This window comes from Pseudomonas neuropathica (genome assembly GCF_015461835.1).
Taxonomy (GTDB): Bacteria; Pseudomonadota; Gammaproteobacteria; order Pseudomonadales; family Pseudomonadaceae; genus Aquipseudomonas; species Aquipseudomonas neuropathica.
In genome coordinates this window covers 112,279-129,128 of record NZ_JACOPX010000005.1, presented here as the reverse complement: position 1 = coordinate 129,128, position 16,850 = coordinate 112,279, and the positions used below count along the sequence as shown (strand labels likewise).

Sequence of the window (16,850 nt, the reverse complement as noted above, 5' to 3'; positions counted from 1 at the left end):
CCGGAATAGACGCTGCGGCGCTCTGCAGCTCTGGTTAAGATCCCTGCATTCCTTTCTTGTTTTCTGAGGTTGCCATGCGCTTTAGCGATCTGCTCGAGGCGGTCCGCCGCCAACCGGAACTGACGATCCCTGCCGAATGGGGCCAGGGCCGTGCCAGTTTTGGTGGTCTGGTGGCCGCGCTGCAATACGAAGCCATGCGCGCGAAAGTCCCGGCAGATCGCCCGGTGCGTTCGCTGGCGATCACCTTTGTCGGCCCTGTCGAACCTGAAGTCCCGGTGAGTTTCGAAGTCGATGTACTGCGCGAAGGCAAAGCCGTCAGCCAGGTCATGGGCCGGGCGATGCAGAATGGTCAGGTGGTAACGATCGTTCAAGGCAGCTTCGGTGCTTCGCGGCCGTCGGAGGTGGCAGTCGAAGCCTATCCGGCGCCATCAATGAAGCACTGGGATGAATGCCAGGAGTTGCCTTACATCAAAGGCGTGACGCCAGAATTCATGCGTCATCTGGCAATGCGCTGGAGTGTCGGTGGGATGCCGTTCACCGGCACTCAATCGCGGCTGATGGGCGGCTGGGTGCGGTTACGCGGAGATGTCAAAGAAGAACCGGTCAACGAGGCGCATCTGCTGGCCCTGGTGGACGCGTGGCCGCCCGCGCTGTTGCCATATCTGAAGAAGCCGGCACCGGGTAGCACGCTGACCTGGACCATCGAATTCGTGCAGCCGCTACACGATTTGAGCACGCTGGACTGGTGCCAATATCTGGCCGATATCGAATACGCCGCCGACGGCTACGGCCATGTCGCCGCCAAGCTGTGGAGCGCGGAAGGGGAGTTGATTGCCATGAGTCGTCAGACGGTCACGATTTTCGCCTGACTCAATGCCGACGGTGGCGTTCACGCCAGGCGCGCCACCAGCCGCCACTCAGAAAGAAGCGCGGAAAGGTCAGAAACTGCTCGACCAGTAAACGCGAGACGGCATCTTTACGATCACTGAACGGCTCGGAGGCTTGCGCCTCCAGGCTGTGGCCATGGCGCTGCAAACCCAGCGCCGCGATGATGCCGATCACGCCGATAGCCACACTGGCCAGACTCAGGCTGAACACCCCGGAGACGATCAGCAGAAACGCGACGATAAACAACGGCACGGCAATCAGGTGCAGCACCAGATTGGTCGGGTGCTGATGATTGCCCGGGTACGCGCGCCATTGCCACGCGGGAAGGTTGGGGTGACGTTTGCCCATGTTTGCTACTCCTCGATCCATGTTGAACTCATGGTTGAAGAATAGGCCCGGGCGCCGAGGGCGGCGAATCAAGGTTGGCTATTGGCATCATAGTAATGATGGACAAAAAAGATCGCAGCCTTCGGCAGCTCCTACATTGAAATGCCTACACCTGTAGGAGCTGCCGAAGGCTGCGATCTTTTGATCTTCAGAGCTTCAACTGACCTATTGCCTTGCTCAACTCCCCGGCCAACGTCGCCAGTTCATTACTCGTGGTCGCCGAATCCACAGTCTGCTGCACCGTGTTCTCGGTCACATCGCGAATACTCACCACCGCTCGGTTCATCTCCTCGGCGACCTGACTTTGCTGCTCCGCCGCCACGGCAATCTGCGTGTTGCTCTCACGCATCTGCGCCACCGCGCCGGTGATTTCCGCCAGCGCCGCACCCGCCTCCTGCGCCTGCTGCACACAATCGTCGGCCTTGTACGAACTTTCCTGCATGAAATCCACCGCATCGCGAGTGCCAGCCTGCAAGGCCGAGACCATCGTGGTGATTTCGTCGGTCGAGGTCTGCACACGTTTGGCCAGGTTGCGCACCTCATCGGCCACCACCGCAAAGCCGCGGCCCATCTCACCGGCGCGGGCCGCCTCGATGGCGGCGTTCAGTGCCAACAGGTTGGTTTGCTCGGCAATGCTGTGAATCACGCTGACCACGCCGTTGATCTTCTGGCTGTCCTCGGCCAGCCGTTGAATCATCTCGGCGGTCTGCTGCACACCGCTGGATAACCCGGCAATCGAATGCTGCACCCGCGCGACCACTTGCTGACCGCTGCCGGCGAGGCCATCGGCGGTCTGCGACAAATCGCGAGTGGCGCCAGCATGTTGGGCGATGTGGTAAACGGTGGCGGTCATTTCGTTGATCGCGGTGGCGGCCTGATCGGTTTCGCTCTGCTGGCCGAGCATGCCGTGGCGCACTTCGTTCATGCTTGACGCCAGCCGTGCCGCGCCGACATCCAGTTGCCGCGCGGTATTGGCCACCGTGGTGACGACGCGTTGATAACCGGCCTGCATCGCGTTGAACGCATTGGCCATCTGCCCGACTTCGTCTTTGCCGGCCAGCGGCACACGGGCCGAGAGATCGCCGCTTTTCTCGACGTGGAGCATCACGTCTTTCAGCGTGTTGAGCTGGCTGAGCAGGAAGCGGATCAGCAACTGCGAGGCGCACAGCATGGCGAACATCAGAATGAACACCGCCACCGCATAGTTGGCGAAACGTTCGCTGAACACTTGGCTCAGGCTCGGACCATAGGCAATCACCGCGACCTGCTGACCATCGGCGCGGCTGAACACTTCGGCGCCCATCAACGGATTTTCGCCGAACAGCGGCAGGTGATTGATCTCGTTCCAGCCGTTGCTTTCCGTGATTTCCAGCAAGGGTTGATCGTTCAGGCGCGGTGCTTCACCGCGTTTGAAGGTCAGCACGTGATCCGCCTTCGGCAGCGGCTGCCCGGCCGGCCAGGCCTTGAGCAATTGTGCCTGGGCCTGTGCGGATGCTTGCGATGCGTGACTGCGCGCCTGTTGTTCGAGTTGCACGGCGTACAGCACCAGCAGCAGGGTGGTGACGAAGGCGACCGCATTGACCGCCCAGAATTTGTATTTCAGCGAGATATTGCTAAGCCAGGCACCCATGGAGGTCTTCTCTGATAGCGGAAACAGTTTTGGCAAGGTGCCATTATTGTGCCGCTATGCAGATCTGCGGATCTTGATATGAGTCAACAGACAAAGCGGTTCCCCCCGTAGGAGTGAGCCTGCTCGCGATGGCGGCTGCCCATTCGACATTTAGGCGACTGACACACCGCTATCGCGAGCAGGCTCACTCCTACAGGGGGCAATTATGGGGTGTCAGGGGAGGGGGGGGAGGTTGTAAAACGCCCGGGCGCACGCGGTGGTATGCGCCGCCAGATCTTCCTCGGTCTCGCCGCGATGCAACGCCACCTCACGCAGCACTTCAGTCAGATATGCCGGCTCATTGCGGCCGTTTTTCGGTTTTGGTCGGAGCGTGCGCGGCAGCAGATACGGCGCATCGCTTTCCAGCATCAACCGTCCACGCTTGATCTCTTTCACCAGTGGATGCAAATGCGTACCCCGGCGCTCATCGCAGATCCAACCGGTGATGCCGATGTGCAGATCCAGATCGAGATAGCTGAACAGGGCTTTTTGCTCACCGGTGAAGCAATGCACCACAGCGGCGGGCAGGTGATCGCGGAAGTCTTTCAATATTTCCAGCAAACGCTGGCTGGCATCGCGCTCGTGCAGGAACACCGGCATTTGCAGTTCAACGGCTAGCGCCAAGTGTTCCTCAAGGACTTTCTCCTGCTGTGGGCGCGGCGAGAAATCCCGGTTGAAATCCAGCCCGCATTCACCCACCGCGACCACATTGGATTCCTTCAGCAAACTGCGCAGGCGGCGCGCGCTGTCAGCGTTCCAGTCACTGGCCGAATGCGGATGAATACCGGCAGTGGCGAACAGTCGCTGGCCGCTTTCATCGAGTTGCTGGCACAGCTCCAGGGCTTGCTCGCTGCCCTCGACGCTGGTGCCGGTCAGCACCAGTTGGCACACGCCCGCGGCATAGGCGCGATCGAGTACGGCCTGATGTTTGTCGGCGAAACTGGGGTTGGTCAGGTTGACGCCGATATCGATGAGTTGCATGGTTGCTACCTCGGGCCGAAGGCCGGAAAGCATACCAGAGCTGTAGATTCATAAGAAAAGCCAAGAACTACAACGAGTTATAGCTGTCTGTTGATGCCGCGACGCAGACCGGTTTGGTAGAAGTGCCATTACTGTGCCAGTCTCTCGCACGTTGCCAGCGCTCATGGCGCTCTGTTTTCGTCGGTGATTTCGACGGTTTAACGATGAAATCGCCCCGTATTCTTTCCGGAGAGTGGATGGTTCGTCCCTCGGTTTTGCTCCTGTTGTGTGGCTCGCTGCTACTGCCGATGACGGCGGTTGCGCGCCTGCCCGGGCCGCTGCAAGCCGTGCCGGCGGCCAAGGTGCGCGACTTGTCCGAGATTCGCAGCAGCCGCGTATTGCGGGTGCTGGTCAATCAGAGCCGCAACAGCTCCGGCGAAGTCCAGGGTCAGGCCATCGGCGTCGAATACCATCGCCTGCGCGCCTTCGAGCAATACCTCAACGGCCATGCCCGCGATGGTCAGGAAATCACCCTCAAGATCATTCCCAAAGCCAAGGATCAACTGCTCGGCGCCTTGCAGCGGGGCGAGGGTGATCTGGTCGCGCCGGGCGAACTGCTCGATCTGCAATCGGGCTACGCCGTGGCCAGTAGCGAACCAATCGCCAGCAACGTGCCGCTGGTGCTGGTCGGGATCAAGGGCGAACGGCGCTACACCAAGGTCGAGCAGCTCTCCGGTAAAACCCTGGCGTTGCCGACCGGCAGTGCGGCGGGGGAGGCGGTCAGTCAGCTCAATCAGAAACTGGCGTTGCACAAACTGGCGCCGATCAAGATCGAATGGGTCGATCCGACCCTGGCGGTCGAAGACGTGCTGGAGATGGTGCAGGGTGGCATTTTCCACCTGACCATCGTCGAGCAACCCATCGCCGAGCGCTGGGGCAAGATCCTGTCGAAGCTGCGGTTTGACCGGCAACTGATAATCAGCGAACCGGGCGAGGAGTACTGGTTCGTGCGCCGCGACGCCTCGATGTTGCGCGCGAGCATCGATCGCTTTCTCGGCGGTTACAAGAAGCCATCCAATGAAGATGCGGCGTTTTTGCGCATCTATCGCCGTCTTTATCAAGTCCACTATCCCTTGGCCAAGGCTGATCGCCAGCGCCTGGAAAAACTGCGCCCGACCCTGCAAAAGCATGCCGACGCGCAGAACATGGACTGGCTGAATCTGGCCGCACTGGCGTTTAAGGAGTCACGCTTGCAACCCAATGCCCGCAGCGGCAGTGGTCCGACCGGGCTGATGCAGATCACGCCTTCTGCCGCTCAGCGAGTCGGCGTGAACAACATTCAGAATCTCGATGCGAATGTGCAGGCCGGGGCCAAGTACCTGGCGATGATCCGCCGCAAGTTCTTCAACAGTCCCAAGCTCAATGAACGTGAACGCATGGCTTTCACGTTGGCGGCCTACAACATCGGCCCCGAGCGCGTGCAGGGCATGCGCGCTGAAGCCCGGCGGCGTGGACTGAACCCCAATCAGTGGTTCTTCCAGGTCGAACGCATTGCCATGGAGCAGGTAGGAATGGGGCCGGTCAGCTATGTTAATAGCGTGAACAAGTATTACTTGGCGTTCGACCGGGAGCGGGAGTCGTTGGAGCCCGGGGCGCAAAAAGTCGTCTCACGGAAATGATCTAATAAATCGATTGTTATGGCGAAATATTTGCGCTTTTAACATGAAATTTATTGATTAATATAGCGGCCAACCAACACACATAACTTCTCGCAAAAACAAGGAACGCCCCATGAGCTCTCTGATCAACAAAGTACTGTTCACCCGCGCTGGCTACGGTCTGACCATCCTGCGCATCGCTGTCGGCGTAATCTTTGCGGCTCACGGTTCGCAAAAACTCTTCGGTCTGTTTGGTGGTTACGGTTTGGCGGGCACCGCGCAGTACATGGACAGCATCGGTCTGCACCCGGGCTACCTGATGGCGACGCTGGCGGGCGGTACCGAATTCTTCGCTGGCCTGGCGTTGATCATTGGCCTGCTGGTGCGTCCGGCAGCATTGGGTCTGACCTTTCTGTCGCTGGTGGCGATCTTCACCGTTCACATCAGCAACGGTCTGTTTATGGCCAACAACGGTTACGAGTTCGCCCTGGCTCTGCTCGGTGGCAGCCTCGCCGTCCTGATCGAAGGCGCCGGCAAGCTCTCGGTGGACCGCGCCATCGCCGGTTAAGCGCTCTGGCTCAAGGAACAGGCCCGCATTGTGCGGGCCTTTTTTGTTGCGGCTGATTCTTGACACTGATCGGTCACGTTCTCTAGGATGTTGCCCATGCGCCGATTTAAACAGCTACTTGCGGGGCGCCAGGTGACTTCAACAGTTGCCGTCAGAAGCCGGAACAGGGCTTCGAAATACCGCTAAAGCGCTGGTTCGGTGTTGCCTCTCACCTGCCATGCAGACTTTTGAGGCAGAGACACGACACGATGAATGCACTACGCCCTCCAGCACGTCCCGCACCGATCACGGCGCATATCACCCAGCGCAACCCGAAAATCCTCCTTGGCGGCAAACATCAGCCGACACTGTTGCGTTATCTCGATGGCTGGCCACGGCGCAGTGGCGGTCCTGCCGCGTTCCTGATCCAGTTCGTTGAAGACGGCGAGTCGCTGTCACGTTTTGCCAGTGACAGTTTTGATCTGGCGGTGATTCAGACGCCGAGCACTGACGATGCGCCGGAGATGATCAAGCAACTGGTGCGCGTTGCGCGGCAGGGACTGATCACCCGCCGCTGATTCGCTTTACGGATAGTCGATGGCGACGATGTAAACGAACTGCTCGCCGGTCGGCGTCTGCACCCGGACTTCTGCATCCAGCGCCTTGCCGATCAAGGCGCGGGCCAGTGGCGAGTCAATGCTGATCAGGCCCAGTTTCAGATCCAGTTCATCGGGGCCGACGATGCGGTAGCGCGATTGCTTGCCGTCTTCGTCTTCGATAGTCACCCAGGCGCCGAAGTAGACCTTGTTCGGGTCGCTGGGTTTTTCGCTGACGACTTTCAGAGCTTCCAGGCGTTTGGTCAGAAAGCGTACGCGACTGTCGATTTCGCGCAGCATCTTCTTGCCATAGGTGTACTCGGCGTTCTCCGAGCGATCGCCCTGAGCCGCGGCCTCGCTGACCGATTGCGTCACTTGCGGGCGGCGCACATGCCACAATTCATGGAATTCGGCGCGCATCCGCGCTTCACCTTCAGGGGTGATCAGCGCGGTGCCGGCGGTGCGGGGAGGGCGATAACGGCTCATGGCAACTTCTTGTGATTAAGACCGCTTGAGTCTATCAACCCTCACGCAACACTGTCAGTGGACTTGCATTGAGTGCCCGGCGCGTACCGAACACGCCTGCACCGCCAATCAACGCCGCGCCAATCAACGGCAGCACCAAGAGCCACGGATGCGGGTGCCACGGCAGGTCGAACGCGTAGCGATACAACACCAGACTCACCACTTCCGAGCCGATCGCGGCGAGCAAACCACTGACTGCACCGAGCAGACCGAATTCGATGCGCCGCGCCTTGATCAGCAACTGCCGCTCCGCGCCCAATGCACGCAACAACGCACCTTGGCGGATACGTTCATCCAGCGTCGACTGCAAGCCGGAAAACAGCACGGCCATACCCGCCGCCAACACAAACAACAACACATATTCGACCGCCAAAGTGACTTGGGCGAGGATACTGCGCAGCTGTTCGAGTAGCGCCTCGACCTGAAGAATGGTCACCGCCGGGAAGGTGCGTGACAGTTCGACGATCTGCTGATCATGGCCGGGGGCCAGATAGAAGCTGGTCAGGTAAGTCGCCGGCAGATCCTTCAACGTACCGGGCTGGAAGATCATGAAGAAGTTCGGCTGGAAGTTGTCCCAGTTGATCTCGCGCAGGCTGGTGACCTTCGCTTCACGGTTGACCCCGCCGACACTGAACACCATGTGATCGCCGAGTTTGAGCTTGAGGCTTTCGGCGACTTTGCCTTCCACCGATACGCCGGGAACACCGTCGGTTGGCTGATCTTTCCACCACTCACCGGCAGTGAGCTTGTTGCCCGCCGGCAAATCCGCCGCCCAGGTCAGGCTCAAGTCGCGCTGCACAGCGCGATCTCCCGCCGAATCCTTGCTGACGATTTGCTGCACAGATTCGCCGTTGATGCTGATCAATCGGCCGGGTACGACCGGATAAAGAGGTGCGGCTTGCGCGGACACTTTTATCAGGTGATCGGTGAAAGCCTGTTTATCTGCCGGCAGAATATTCAGGGCGAAGTAGTTCGGCGCGTTTTTCGGTAGCTGGTTTTGCCAGGTGTCGAGCAATTCGCCGCGCAGCAGGGCGATCAATGCCATCGACAACAGAATCAGGCCGAAAGCCAGCGACTGACCGGCCGCTGCCAACGGATGCCGCAGCAACTGGCCCAGGCCCAAGCGCCATGGCAGCGAAGCGCGGGCGAGCATCCGTCGCAGGCTTTGCAGCAACAACAGCAGCAAACCACCCAATACCAACGCGGCGACCACGCCACCGCCGAGCAGAGCGAATGTCAGCAGCAGATCGAGGCTCAGGCGCCACATGATCAGGCCTAGCGCACCCAGGGCGGCGCCGTAAACCATCCAGGTGCTCGACGGAATCGGCAGCATGTCGCGGCGCAATACACGCAGCGGCGGCACACGACCCAATGCGGCCAGCGGCGGCAAGGCGAAACCGGCCAGGGCGACCAGCCCGGTGCCGATCCCGGCAATAGCAGGAAACAGACCGCCCGGTGGAACATCGCTTGGCAGCAAATCATGTAGCAGCGCGAACAACCCCAATTGCGCAAGCCAGCCGAGCAAGGCCCCGCTGAGCGCGGCGAGCAGCCCCAGTACAGTCAGTTGCAAACTGAACAGCACCATGGTTTCCCGACGAGACAGACCGAGACAGCGCAGCAACGCACTGGCATCGAAGCGGCGACTGGCGAAACGGTTGGCCGACAATGCCACCGCCACTCCGGCCAACAAGACGGCGACCAGACTAGCCATATTCAAATAGCGCTCGGCCTTACCGAGTGCACCGCCAATCTGCCGGTTGCCATCGCGGGCATCCTGAATCCGCTGATTCGCTGCGAGCCCGGGTTTGATCAGTTGCCGATAGGTTTCCAGCGCCTGCGGTTCACCGCGCCACAGCTCGCGGTAACTCACGCGGCTGCCGGGTTGCACCACGCCGGTGGCCGCGAGGTCGTCGAGGTTGATCATCACCCGCGGCGTGAGGCTGTAGAAGTTGCCGGCGCGATCCGGTTCATACGTCAGCACGCGGGCCAGTTTCAACGTCTTCATACCGACATCAATGCTGTCGCCGATTTTCAGATCCAGTGCAGTCAGCAGGCGTGCCTCGACCCAGGCTTCGCCGGGTTGCGGTTCGCCACCGGTTTCTTCGGTAGCGAAAGGCGCGGGTGCGCTCTTCAGTTCGCCGCGCAACGGATAGGCACGGTCGACGGCTTTGATACTCGACAACTGAATGCCATTGTCGGTGGCGATGACGCTAGAGAATTCCACCACTTGCGCATGCTTCAGACGCAACTCGGTGCCACTCCTGATCTGTTCTTCACGGGCTGGCGAGCTGCCCTCCAGCACCAGATCGGCACCGAGAAATTCGGTCGCGCGCAGCATCATGGCGCCGTTGAGACGGGCGCCGAAATAACCGATGGCGGTACTCGCCGCCACCGCCACCACCAGCGCGAAGAACAACACGCGCAATTCCCCGGCGCGGGCATCGCGCATGAGTTGGCGTATGGCGAGACTGAACAGACGCAACAGCGGCAAACGTGCCATCAAGGCTCCAGAGGGGCGACCAACAGCCCGGCTTCAAGACGGATCAGGCGCCGGCAGCGATGGGCCAGGCGTTCGTCGTGTGTCACCAGCACCAGGGTGGTGCCGCGTTCCTTGTTCAATTCGAAGAGCAAATCGCTGATGCGCTCGCCAGTGTGGCTGTCGAGGTTGCCGGTCGGTTCATCGGCGAACAGCACGTCAGGTTCGGCTGCGAAGGCGCGGGCAATGGCCACACGTTGCTGCTCGCCGCCGGAGAGCTGGCGCGGCGAGTGCGTCAGGCGCTGGCCGAGACCGACGCGCTGGAGCAATTCGGTGGCCCGTTCACGCGCATCTTTGCGGCCGTCGAGTTCCAGCGGCAGCATGACGTTTTCCAGTGCGTTGAGGCTGTCGAGCAACTGAAAGGACTGGAAGACGAAGCCGACATGCTCGGCACGAATGCGTGCACGCTGGTCTTCGTCGAGATTGCTCAGGCCCTGGCCGGCGAGGATGACTTCGCCGCTGCTCGGCAAGTCGAGGCCGGCGAGCAGGCCGAGGAGGGTGGATTTGCCCGAACCGGACGCGCCGACGATGGCGAGGCTGTCGCCCTTGTTCAGTTCCAGGCTGAGTTCGTGCAGGATAGTCAGTTCACCTTCCGCGCTGGGAACCACTTTGCTGAGGTTCTTCGCGGTGAGAATGCTTGCGCCCATGGAGAATCCGATGCGTGTGTGGTTTTTGAGTGCTGGCCTGGCCTTGATGTGCATGGCCCAGAACGCAGCGGCGGGTACTGTCCTGATCGTTGGCGATAGTATCAGCGCCGGTTTCGGACTGGATACCCGCTTGGGATGGGTGTCGTTGCTCGAACAACGGCTCAAACAGGAGGGTTTCGACGACAAAGTGGTCAATGCCTCCATCAGCGGCGACACCAGCGCTGGAGGCCAGGCACGGCTGCCGGCGCTGCTTGCAGAGCATAAGCCTGAGCTGGTGATCCTCGAACTCGGCGGCAATGATGGCTTGCGTGGAATGCCGCCAACTCAATTGCAACAAAATCTTGCCTCGATGATCGACAGCTCGCGTCAGAGCGGGGCCAAGGTGCTGCTGCTCGGCATGCAACTGCCGCCCAATTACGGCAAGCGTTACACCGATGCCTTCGCCGAGGTCTACGGCAAACTCGCCGACGATAAAAAGATCCCCCTGGTGCCGTTTTTCCTCGACGGCGTCGGCGGTCATCCGGACCTGATGCAGGCCGATGGTCTGCACCCGGCAGCCGGGGCTCAGGGCAAGTTGCTGGAAAATGTCTGGCCGACGCTAAAACCGCTGTTATGAGGCTTTTCTAAGGACAGGCTTTCGGCTAATGTGGCGCCCCCTTATCTGGAGCCCCCGATGTCGCGTTCTGCCTGGTCCCTGTTTGCCTACCAACTGATCGAGCCTGACGAACAGCTGGATCTGTTCGCCTGCCAGGAAGTGCGGGTGCATCTGGTGACCCGTCAACTCGAACTCGGTGGCTCGGCTGATCGCACCCTGTGCGGCAGCTTGCTGCCGGCGCAACCGCGCTGGTCGAGCGTCGATCGCCGGGTGTTTCAGGATCAACGCCTGTGCTCGCTGTGCCGGGCGATTCTGGAATCGCAGAAGCGCGGCACCTCGCCGATCTGGCCGGAGCTGCGGTTCGAGCTTTAAGATCAAAAGATCGCAGCCTGCGGCGGCTCCTACATGAAGAGTTTCGCCAGCCTATCGGGCTGTCTCCCCGAATCCCCAAGGTGCGGTGTACAATCGCGCTCTTATACCCTTGTTGATCATGCGAAGGATTTTCCGGATGTTGCCGCGCTTTCCTGCCGTCACCCGCTGCCTGTCACTTGCCGCCCTGTGTGTGGCCGGTCCCGTTGCTGCATTGGAGTTTCCCCTGCCACCACCCGGTGAAGACATCATCGGTCAGGTGCAGGTGATCAAAGCCAAGTACGAAGACACCTTCGCCGATCTGGGCACGAAGTACGATCTGGGTTACTCGGAGATGGTCGCGGCCAACCCGGGCGTCGATGCCTGGTTGCCGGGTGCCGGCACCGAAATCGTCCTGCCGACCCGTTTCATTCTGCCGCCGGGCCCGCGCGAAGGCATCGTTATCAACCTTGCCGAATACCGCCTCTACTACTTCCCGAAAGGCCGCAACGTGGTGTACACGTTCCCGCTGGGTATCGGTCGTGAGGGTTGGGGTTCGCCAATCGCACACACCTCGATCATCGCCAAAACGCCAAACCCGACCTGGACGCCTCCAGCGTCGATCAAGGCTGAACACGCCGCAGACGGTGATCCGCTGCCAAACGTAGTGCCGGCCGGCCCAGACAACCCGTTGGGCCCGTTCAAGTTCACCCTGGGTACGCCGGGTTACCTGATCCACGGTTCGAACAAGAAATTCGGTATCGGCATGCGCACCAGTCACGGCTGCTTCCGCATGTTCAACAATAACGTGCTGGAAATGGCCAGCATGGTGCCGGTAGGCACGTCGGTGCGTATCCTCAACGATGCCTACAAGTTCGGCAGCAGTGGCGGCAAGGTTTATCTGGAAGCGCACACGCCGATCGACGACAAGGGCAACCCGTCTGTGGTCGACAAGCACACTGCGGTGATCAACGCGATGCTCAAGCGTGAAGACGTCACCAGCAACCTGCGCGTGAACTGGGATGTGGTGCGTGATGTGGTCGCGGCCGAAGATGGCCTGCCAACGGAAATCGGCACGCCGACTACCTCGGCCCCGATGGTTTCGAGTACACCGATCGACTTGCAACAGTAAGTCGAGGTTAAAGGCCCGCCGATGCGTGCAGCGCCGGCGGGTTTTTTATTGCCCGGGCAAAAGCATCGGGCACAAAAAAGCCGACCCGAAAAATCGGGTCGGCTCGATAACAACCCCGAAGGATTATTACTTGCGGCTAGCTTTGTCCAGCATGCGCAGAGCACGCTCGTTAGCTTCGTCAGCAGTCTGTTGTGCTTTTTGAGCAGCAGCCAGAGCTTCATCAGCTTTACGGTAAGCTTCGTCTGCACGAGCCTGGGAGCGAGCAGCTGCGTCTTCAGTAGCGGTCAGACGTGCTTCGGTTTCTTTCGATGCGCTGCTGCAACCGGTAGCCAGAACTGCGGCCAGAGCCAGAGCAGAGAATTTCAGAACGTTGTTCATCGTGTTCCCCTTCAAGGACTTTCAATTAAGTGGCTGTCTCCTCACGATTGAGGAAATAGCCGGCGTACATACTACCCATTACTTGTAGTAAGTAAACTGACGTAAGGCAAGAAGCAAAAAAAATTGTAGGCGTTGATTCTTTTTCGAGCAACTTTTAACTGCGCTGTTTAAAAAATATACAGCTGCAAGCCCCGAGCTGAGCGAGTTAATGAGAAAAAGTTCCCGTTGCCACGTGCTGTTTTTGCAGTCTTGGCTAAAGTCTTTCTAGATGAATACGTCGACACTTTTGTTCCGAATTTGCGTGCTGCTTCGCTTATCTTTGTCCATGTTGAGGTGACTTTAAAAAAGGCTGCACGTCTTAAGTCTCAACATCCGGCAATGTTCAGGTGACCGGTTTGGCAAGATCTTCTTCCAGGCCCACCCTGCGTCCATCGGAGCAACCCCCGTCAACCCGCTTGATGACGAGCGTACCTTGAGCATTTTTGCCAATGGTGCCTACTATTTATCAGGTGCCAGGTTGCGCGAGATCGGTGTGGCTCTTCTCGGTGTCCATCAGGCACGGGGTGGCGTAGATGTTCCTTCGCCGGAAAAACATCGGTAAGGTAGGGGTCAGAATTCAAGACCCGCGAGGAGTAGTGATGAGCGAGGCGTTGTCCATCCACCATGACCAGGCTGGTCATCAGTTCGAGACCAATGTGGACGGTCATCGTGCCTACCTGACCTATATGGATCTGGGGAAACAGACCCTGGATATCTATCGCACCTTCGTGCCCAATGCCCTGCGTGGCCGTGGCATTGCCGCAGCGCTGACCGAAAGCGCGCTGCAGTACGCCGAAGAAATGGGCTACACGGTGATCCCGTCTTGCTCCTACGTCGAGCGCTACATGGAGCGTCATCAGCGCCGCGCCGCCAAGATCTGAATCGCACACACAAAAACGCCGGGCATTGCCCGGCGTTTTTTTATGCCTGTAAAACGCTGATCAGCTGCGCTGGCGTTTCGGCAGAACATCCTTGAGCTTGGCGTGCATGCTGCGCAGGGTGTTCTCGGTGGCGGACCAGTCGATGCAGGCATCGGTGATCGACACGCCGTATTGCAGGTCGGCGAGGTCTTTCGGAATCGCCTGGCAGCCCCAGTTCAGGTGACTTTCGACCATCAGGCCGATGATCGACTGGTTGCCTTCGAGGATCTGGTTGGCGACGTTTTCCATCACCAGCGGTTGCAGGGCCGGATCCTTGTTGGAGTTGGCGTGGCTGCAGTCGACCATGATGTTCGGCTTGATCTTCGCTTTGTTCAGCGCCTGCTCGCACAGGGCAACGCTGACCGAATCATAGTTCGGCTTGCCATTACCCCCGCGCAGCACCACGTGACCGTAGGCATTGCCTTTGGTGGTGACGATCGACACGCCACCTTCCTGGTTGATGCCGAGGAAGCGGTGCGGGCTGGACACCGACTGCAAGGCGTTGATCGCCACAGTCAGACCGCCGTCGGTGCCGTTCTTGAAGCCGACGGCCGAGGACAGACCGGAAGCCATTTCCCGGTGAGTCTGCGATTCGGTGGTACGTGCACCGATGGCCGACCAGCTGATCAGATCCTGCAGATACTGCGGGGAGATCGGGTCGAGGGCTTCGGTGGCGGTCGGCAGGCCTTTTTCGGCCAGATCCAGCAGCAACTGACGACCGATGTGCAGGCCGTCCTGAATCTTGAACGAGTCGTCCAGGTACGGATCGTTGATCAGGCCTTTCCAGCCCACGGTGGTCCGTGGCTTCTCGAAATACACGCGCATGACCAGATACAAGGTGTCGGAAACTTCCGCCGCCAGCACCTTGAGGCGATCGGCGTATTCGTGGGCAGCCTTGATATCGTGGATCGAGCACGGGCCGATCACTACGAACAGACGGTGGTCGGTGCCATCAAGAATGTTGCGAATGACTTCGCGGCCCTTGGTGACGGTGCGCAGGGCAGCATCGCTCAGAGGGATATCACGCTTGAGCTGATCGGGAGTGATCAGGGTCTCGTTAGAGGCGACGTTTAGGTCGTTGATCGGTAAATCAGCCATCGTTTACTCGTCAGGTCACGGGTGCCGGCCGCCAGCGATCCCCGCGCGGCGGAGCACAGCAGATTTAAGCGCGTCGGGGAGCGGAACCTTAGCGCGTAAAGCGCCTGCTCGACAATGGGCATGTAACGGTTTAGAGAAGAGCGTCAGTCCAGCACTGGCTGGGCGAAAGCCTTGCGCACGCTGTCGTGGGAGAACTCGTCGGCGTGTTGCTCGACCCATTGCAGGGCCACCGCCTGAATTTCTTGCAGGTCATCGTGGGTGTCGTGCATGCGGCAGTAGCGCTCGATCTGACACACTTGCTCACCCATTCGCGCACTGAACAGCGTCTGCTCATCGGTAAACGCGATGCCCACCAGATAGCCTTTTTTGCGCCGCAGACACCACGCCACATAGCCCGGGTAACAGATGTCGGCATGCAGTGACGGCATGCGCACTTGCAGCGCCGTGCCATGGCGCCAGGCACGGTGGTAATTGCAAGCGATGCCGCCGAGGCTGATAGTGTGCAGCTGTTGCCTGGAAATACACTCAGGCTTGAGCAAGGTTAATTCAACCGGCACCTCGTCCGGATGAGGAATGAAACGTCCCATGAGCACAGACTCCCTGTGTCAGCCATTTGACATTGTTTCCCCCAGTATAGTGGTCGAATCCGAACTGACCGATTTCGACGCCGACCAACGGCTATTGGCGATGAGCGGCGTTTCGCTGGTGATTTTTACCAGCGTCGGCTGCGCCAGTTGCCGATATGCCCGCGAAGTGTTGCCGGCTATGGCGTTGGGGATTGATCGTCTGTGCTGGATCGATGCCGGCGACAACGGCGGGTTGGTCGAGCGCTATCAGGTCTTTCATTTGCCGGCGTTGTTTGTGGTGCGCGACGGCGAGTTCTTTGGAGCATTGCACACGCGCCTGACGGCCGATGCGTTGAACGCGGCGCTAGCGCAGGCACTGGGTCGAATTGCAGAGGAGTTGCCATGATGGGGGCAGTGAACAAGCCGGTGGTGGGGATTATTGGTACCGGCGCAATTGGTGGTTTCTACGGCGTAATGCTGGCACGTGCCGGTTTCGATGTGCACTTTCTGTTGCGCAGTGAGTTTTCGGCGGTGGCTGAGCGCGGTTTGCAAATCAACAGCGCGGTGCATGGCCCGCTGACGTTGCATCCGGCGCAGGCCTATTCGTCGGCCGAAGACATGCCCAAATGCGACTGGCTTTTGGTGGGGGCGAAAACCACCAGCAACGCCGGTCTCGCGCCTTCAATCATTCAAGCGGCCAAGCCGGATGCGAAAGTGCTGGTGCTGCAAAACGGTCTCGACGTCGAAGACAGCTTGCGTGAACTGCTCCCCGAGTCCCTGCATCTGCTGGGCGGCTTGTGCCTGATTTGCGTACACCGCGAAGGTCCGGGTCTGGTGACCCATCAGGCACTCGGCGCGGTCAACGTTGGCTATCACAGCGGCCCGGCCGTGGATGATGGCGCGCGCATGGCGATTGTCGAGGAGGGCAGCGGGTTGTTTCGCGCTGCCGGAATCGATTCCCAGGCAATGCCCAATCTGCAACAGGCGCGCTGGCAGAAACTGGTGTGGAATATTCCCTACAACGGACTCTCGGTGTTGCTCGGCGCCAGCACCACGCCGCTGATGGCCGATGCCGACAGCCGCGCGTTGATCCAGGCGTTGATGGCCGAAGTGGTGCAGGGCGCCAAGGCCTGCGGCCAGGAGATACCGCCCGGATACGCCGACTATCTGTTCATGATGACCGAGAAAATGCCCGACTACTGGCCGAGCATGTACCACGACTTTTTACACAAGCGGCCGCTGGAGCTGGAGGCGATTTACGCTCGGCCACTGGCAGCGGCCAAAGCGGCGGGCTGTGAGCTGCCGCGCATCGAAGCGCTGTATCGTAATTTACGTTTTATCGACCGGCGCAACGTTTAGGT

The 16,850-nt window shown here is 59.7% G+C and carries 19 protein-coding genes; 10 read left to right on the top strand and 9 right to left on the bottom strand.

Annotation, left to right across the window (positions count from 1 at the left end):
• Nucleotides 1-74 precede the first annotated feature (74 nt).
• Nucleotides 75-869, top strand: coding sequence for an acyl-CoA thioesterase (locus H8F23_RS08345; protein ID WP_064120268.1), 795 nt, complete (start codon nucleotides 75-77; stop codon nucleotides 867-869).
• Between the two features lies 1 nt (nucleotide 870).
• Here H8F23_RS08345 and H8F23_RS08340 read toward each other — a convergent pair whose 3' ends face one another.
• From H8F23_RS08340 to H8F23_RS08330, 3 genes are all read right to left on the bottom strand, one after another.
• Nucleotides 871-1,236: a DUF962 domain-containing protein gene (locus tag H8F23_RS08340; RefSeq protein ID WP_034155260.1), complete on the bottom strand. Its 366-nt coding sequence runs from the start codon at nucleotides 1,234-1,236 to the stop codon at nucleotides 871-873.
• Between the two features lie 187 nt (nucleotides 1,237-1,423).
• Complete coding sequence (locus H8F23_RS08335) at nucleotides 1,424-2,905, bottom strand: methyl-accepting chemotaxis protein (protein ID WP_194934005.1); 1,482 nt, start codon at nucleotides 2,903-2,905, stop codon at nucleotides 1,424-1,426.
• 213 nt (nucleotides 2,906-3,118) lie between these two features.
• Nucleotides 3,119-3,925 carry a TatD family hydrolase gene (locus tag H8F23_RS08330; protein ID WP_194934004.1) on the bottom strand — a complete coding sequence of 269 codons (807 nt, stop codon included), beginning with the start codon at nucleotides 3,923-3,925 and terminating at the stop codon, nucleotides 3,119-3,121.
• Nucleotides 3,926-4,161: 236 nt separating this feature from the next.
• Here H8F23_RS08330 and H8F23_RS08325 point away from each other — a divergent pair, with 236 nt between their 5' ends.
• The 3 genes from H8F23_RS08325 to H8F23_RS08315 all read left to right on the top strand — a co-directional run bounded on the left by H8F23_RS08325 (nucleotide 4,162) and on the right by H8F23_RS08315 (nucleotide 6,687).
• Entirely contained in the window at nucleotides 4,162-5,583 is a 1,422-nt protein-coding gene (locus H8F23_RS08325) for an MltF family protein (RefSeq protein ID WP_194934003.1), read from the top strand.
• 112 nt (nucleotides 5,584-5,695) lie between these two features.
• Nucleotides 5,696-6,130, top strand: a complete 435-nt coding sequence (locus H8F23_RS08320) for a DoxX family protein (protein WP_007908568.1) — start codon at nucleotides 5,696-5,698, stop codon at nucleotides 6,128-6,130.
• A gap of 248 nt (nucleotides 6,131-6,378) precedes the next feature.
• Nucleotides 6,379-6,687 carry a class I SAM-dependent methyltransferase gene (locus tag H8F23_RS08315; RefSeq protein ID WP_194934002.1) on the top strand — a complete coding sequence of 103 codons (309 nt, stop codon included), beginning with the start codon at nucleotides 6,379-6,381 and terminating at the stop codon, nucleotides 6,685-6,687.
• A gap of 6 nt (nucleotides 6,688-6,693) precedes the next feature.
• On the opposite strand, the gene greB is transcribed toward H8F23_RS08315, so the two are convergent.
• The 3 genes from greB to H8F23_RS08300 are packed head-to-tail and all read right to left on the bottom strand — an operon-like array spanning nucleotide 6,694 to nucleotide 10,413.
• The gene (gene greB / locus H8F23_RS08310) at nucleotides 6,694-7,191 is read right to left on the bottom strand and encodes a transcription elongation factor GreB (protein WP_003226818.1); all 498 of its coding nucleotides are present in this window, start codon (nucleotides 7,189-7,191) and stop codon (nucleotides 6,694-6,696) included.
• Between the two features lie 34 nt (nucleotides 7,192-7,225).
• On the bottom strand, nucleotides 7,226-9,730 hold the full coding sequence (locus tag H8F23_RS08305) for an ABC transporter permease (protein ID WP_194934001.1): 2,505 nt from the start codon (nucleotides 9,728-9,730) through the stop codon (nucleotides 7,226-7,228).
• Nucleotides 9,730-10,413, bottom strand: a complete 684-nt coding sequence (locus tag H8F23_RS08300) for an ABC transporter ATP-binding protein (RefSeq protein WP_007908572.1) — start codon at nucleotides 10,411-10,413, stop codon at nucleotides 9,730-9,732. Before H8F23_RS08300 ends, H8F23_RS08305 begins: the two co-directional genes overlap by 1 nt.
• A gap of 10 nt (nucleotides 10,414-10,423) precedes the next feature.
• On the opposite strand from H8F23_RS08300, the gene H8F23_RS08295 reads away from it, so the two are divergent.
• From H8F23_RS08295 to H8F23_RS08285, 3 genes are all read left to right on the top strand, one after another.
• Nucleotides 10,424-11,029 carry an arylesterase gene (locus H8F23_RS08295; protein ID WP_016985507.1) on the top strand — a complete coding sequence of 202 codons (606 nt, stop codon included), beginning with the start codon at nucleotides 10,424-10,426 and terminating at the stop codon, nucleotides 11,027-11,029.
• Between the two features lie 57 nt (nucleotides 11,030-11,086).
• On the top strand, nucleotides 11,087-11,380 hold the full coding sequence (locus H8F23_RS08290) for a hypothetical protein (RefSeq protein ID WP_007908575.1): 294 nt from the start codon (nucleotides 11,087-11,089) through the stop codon (nucleotides 11,378-11,380).
• 136 nt (nucleotides 11,381-11,516) lie between these two features.
• Nucleotides 11,517-12,488 (top strand): L,D-transpeptidase family protein, encoded by a 972-nt coding sequence (locus tag H8F23_RS08285; RefSeq protein WP_194934000.1) that lies wholly within the window; start codon nucleotides 11,517-11,519, stop codon nucleotides 12,486-12,488.
• A gap of 126 nt (nucleotides 12,489-12,614) precedes the next feature.
• Here the strand turns inward: H8F23_RS08285 and oprI are convergent, their stop codons facing one another.
• Entirely contained in the window at nucleotides 12,615-12,866 is a 252-nt protein-coding gene (gene oprI / locus H8F23_RS08280) for an outer membrane lipoprotei OprI (protein ID WP_003199355.1), read from the bottom strand.
• Nucleotides 12,867-13,504: 638 nt separating this feature from the next.
• On the opposite strand from oprI, the gene H8F23_RS08275 reads away from it, so the two are divergent.
• A complete protein-coding gene (locus H8F23_RS08275) occupies nucleotides 13,505-13,786 on the top strand; it encodes a GNAT family N-acetyltransferase (protein ID WP_003226804.1) in 282 nt (93 codons plus the stop codon).
• A 60-nt stretch (nucleotides 13,787-13,846) separates the two neighbouring features.
• Here the strand turns inward: H8F23_RS08275 and H8F23_RS08270 are convergent, their stop codons facing one another.
• Both H8F23_RS08270 and H8F23_RS08265 read right to left on the bottom strand, forming a co-directional pair.
• Nucleotides 13,847-14,923, bottom strand: a complete 1,077-nt coding sequence (locus H8F23_RS08270) for a 3-deoxy-7-phosphoheptulonate synthase (RefSeq protein WP_007908583.1) — start codon at nucleotides 14,921-14,923, stop codon at nucleotides 13,847-13,849.
• A 143-nt stretch (nucleotides 14,924-15,066) separates the two neighbouring features.
• A complete protein-coding gene (locus tag H8F23_RS08265; protein WP_099756854.1) occupies nucleotides 15,067-15,510 on the bottom strand; it encodes a PilZ domain-containing protein in 444 nt (147 codons plus the stop codon).
• On the opposite strand from H8F23_RS08265, the gene H8F23_RS08260 reads away from it, so the two are divergent.
• Both H8F23_RS08260 and H8F23_RS08255 read left to right on the top strand, forming a co-directional pair.
• Nucleotides 15,509-15,895, top strand: a complete 387-nt coding sequence (locus tag H8F23_RS08260) for a thioredoxin family protein (RefSeq protein ID WP_194933999.1) — start codon at nucleotides 15,509-15,511, stop codon at nucleotides 15,893-15,895. The two genes, H8F23_RS08265 and H8F23_RS08260, sit on opposite strands and share 2 nt — an antisense overlap.
• Nucleotides 15,892-16,848, top strand: a complete 957-nt coding sequence (locus H8F23_RS08255) for a putative 2-dehydropantoate 2-reductase (RefSeq protein WP_194933998.1) — start codon at nucleotides 15,892-15,894, stop codon at nucleotides 16,846-16,848. Before H8F23_RS08260 ends, H8F23_RS08255 begins: the two co-directional genes overlap by 4 nt.
• Nucleotides 16,849-16,850: the final 2 nt, after the last annotated feature.

Excerpts from the sequence above, each read along its gene's own strand:
- H8F23_RS08345 (WP_064120268.1), top strand. The coding sequence starts at position 75 with ATGCGCTTTAGCGATCTGCTCGAGGCGGTCCGCCGCCAACCGGAACTG.
- H8F23_RS08320 (WP_007908568.1), top strand. The coding sequence starts at position 5,696 with ATGAGCTCTCTGATCAACAAAGTACTGTTCACCCGCGCTGGCTACGGT.
- H8F23_RS08290 (WP_007908575.1), top strand. The coding sequence starts at position 11,087 with ATGTCGCGTTCTGCCTGGTCCCTGTTTGCCTACCAACTGATCGAGCCT.
- H8F23_RS08300 (WP_007908572.1), bottom strand. The coding sequence starts at position 10,413 with ATGGGCGCAAGCATTCTCACCGCGAAGAACCTCAGCAAAGTGGTTCCC.
- greB (WP_003226818.1), bottom strand. The coding sequence starts at position 7,191 with ATGAGCCGTTATCGCCCTCCCCGCACCGCCGGCACCGCGCTGATCACC.
- H8F23_RS08265 (WP_099756854.1), bottom strand. The coding sequence starts at position 15,510 with ATGGGACGTTTCATTCCTCATCCGGACGAGGTGCCGGTTGAATTAACC.
- H8F23_RS08275 (WP_003226804.1), top strand. The coding sequence starts at position 13,505 with ATGAGCGAGGCGTTGTCCATCCACCATGACCAGGCTGGTCATCAGTTC.
- H8F23_RS08325 (WP_194934003.1), top strand. The coding sequence starts at position 4,162 with ATGGTTCGTCCCTCGGTTTTGCTCCTGTTGTGTGGCTCGCTGCTACTG.
- H8F23_RS08335 (WP_194934005.1), bottom strand. The coding sequence starts at position 2,905 with ATGGGTGCCTGGCTTAGCAATATCTCGCTGAAATACAAATTCTGGGCG.
- H8F23_RS08330 (WP_194934004.1), bottom strand. The coding sequence starts at position 3,925 with ATGCAACTCATCGATATCGGCGTCAACCTGACCAACCCCAGTTTCGCC.
- H8F23_RS08270 (WP_007908583.1), bottom strand. The coding sequence starts at position 14,923 with ATGGCTGATTTACCGATCAACGACCTAAACGTCGCCTCTAACGAGACC.
- H8F23_RS08305 (WP_194934001.1), bottom strand. The coding sequence starts at position 9,730 with ATGGCACGTTTGCCGCTGTTGCGTCTGTTCAGTCTCGCCATACGCCAA.
- H8F23_RS08260 (WP_194933999.1), top strand. The coding sequence starts at position 15,509 with ATGAGCACAGACTCCCTGTGTCAGCCATTTGACATTGTTTCCCCCAGT.
- H8F23_RS08315 (WP_194934002.1), top strand. The coding sequence starts at position 6,379 with ATGAATGCACTACGCCCTCCAGCACGTCCCGCACCGATCACGGCGCAT.
- H8F23_RS08295 (WP_016985507.1), top strand. The coding sequence starts at position 10,424 with ATGCGTGTGTGGTTTTTGAGTGCTGGCCTGGCCTTGATGTGCATGGCC.
- H8F23_RS08340 (WP_034155260.1), bottom strand. The coding sequence starts at position 1,236 with ATGGGCAAACGTCACCCCAACCTTCCCGCGTGGCAATGGCGCGCGTAC.
- H8F23_RS08285 (WP_194934000.1), top strand. The coding sequence starts at position 11,517 with ATGTTGCCGCGCTTTCCTGCCGTCACCCGCTGCCTGTCACTTGCCGCC.
- H8F23_RS08255 (WP_194933998.1), top strand. The coding sequence starts at position 15,892 with ATGATGGGGGCAGTGAACAAGCCGGTGGTGGGGATTATTGGTACCGGC.
- oprI (WP_003199355.1), bottom strand. The coding sequence starts at position 12,866 with ATGAACAACGTTCTGAAATTCTCTGCTCTGGCTCTGGCCGCAGTTCTG.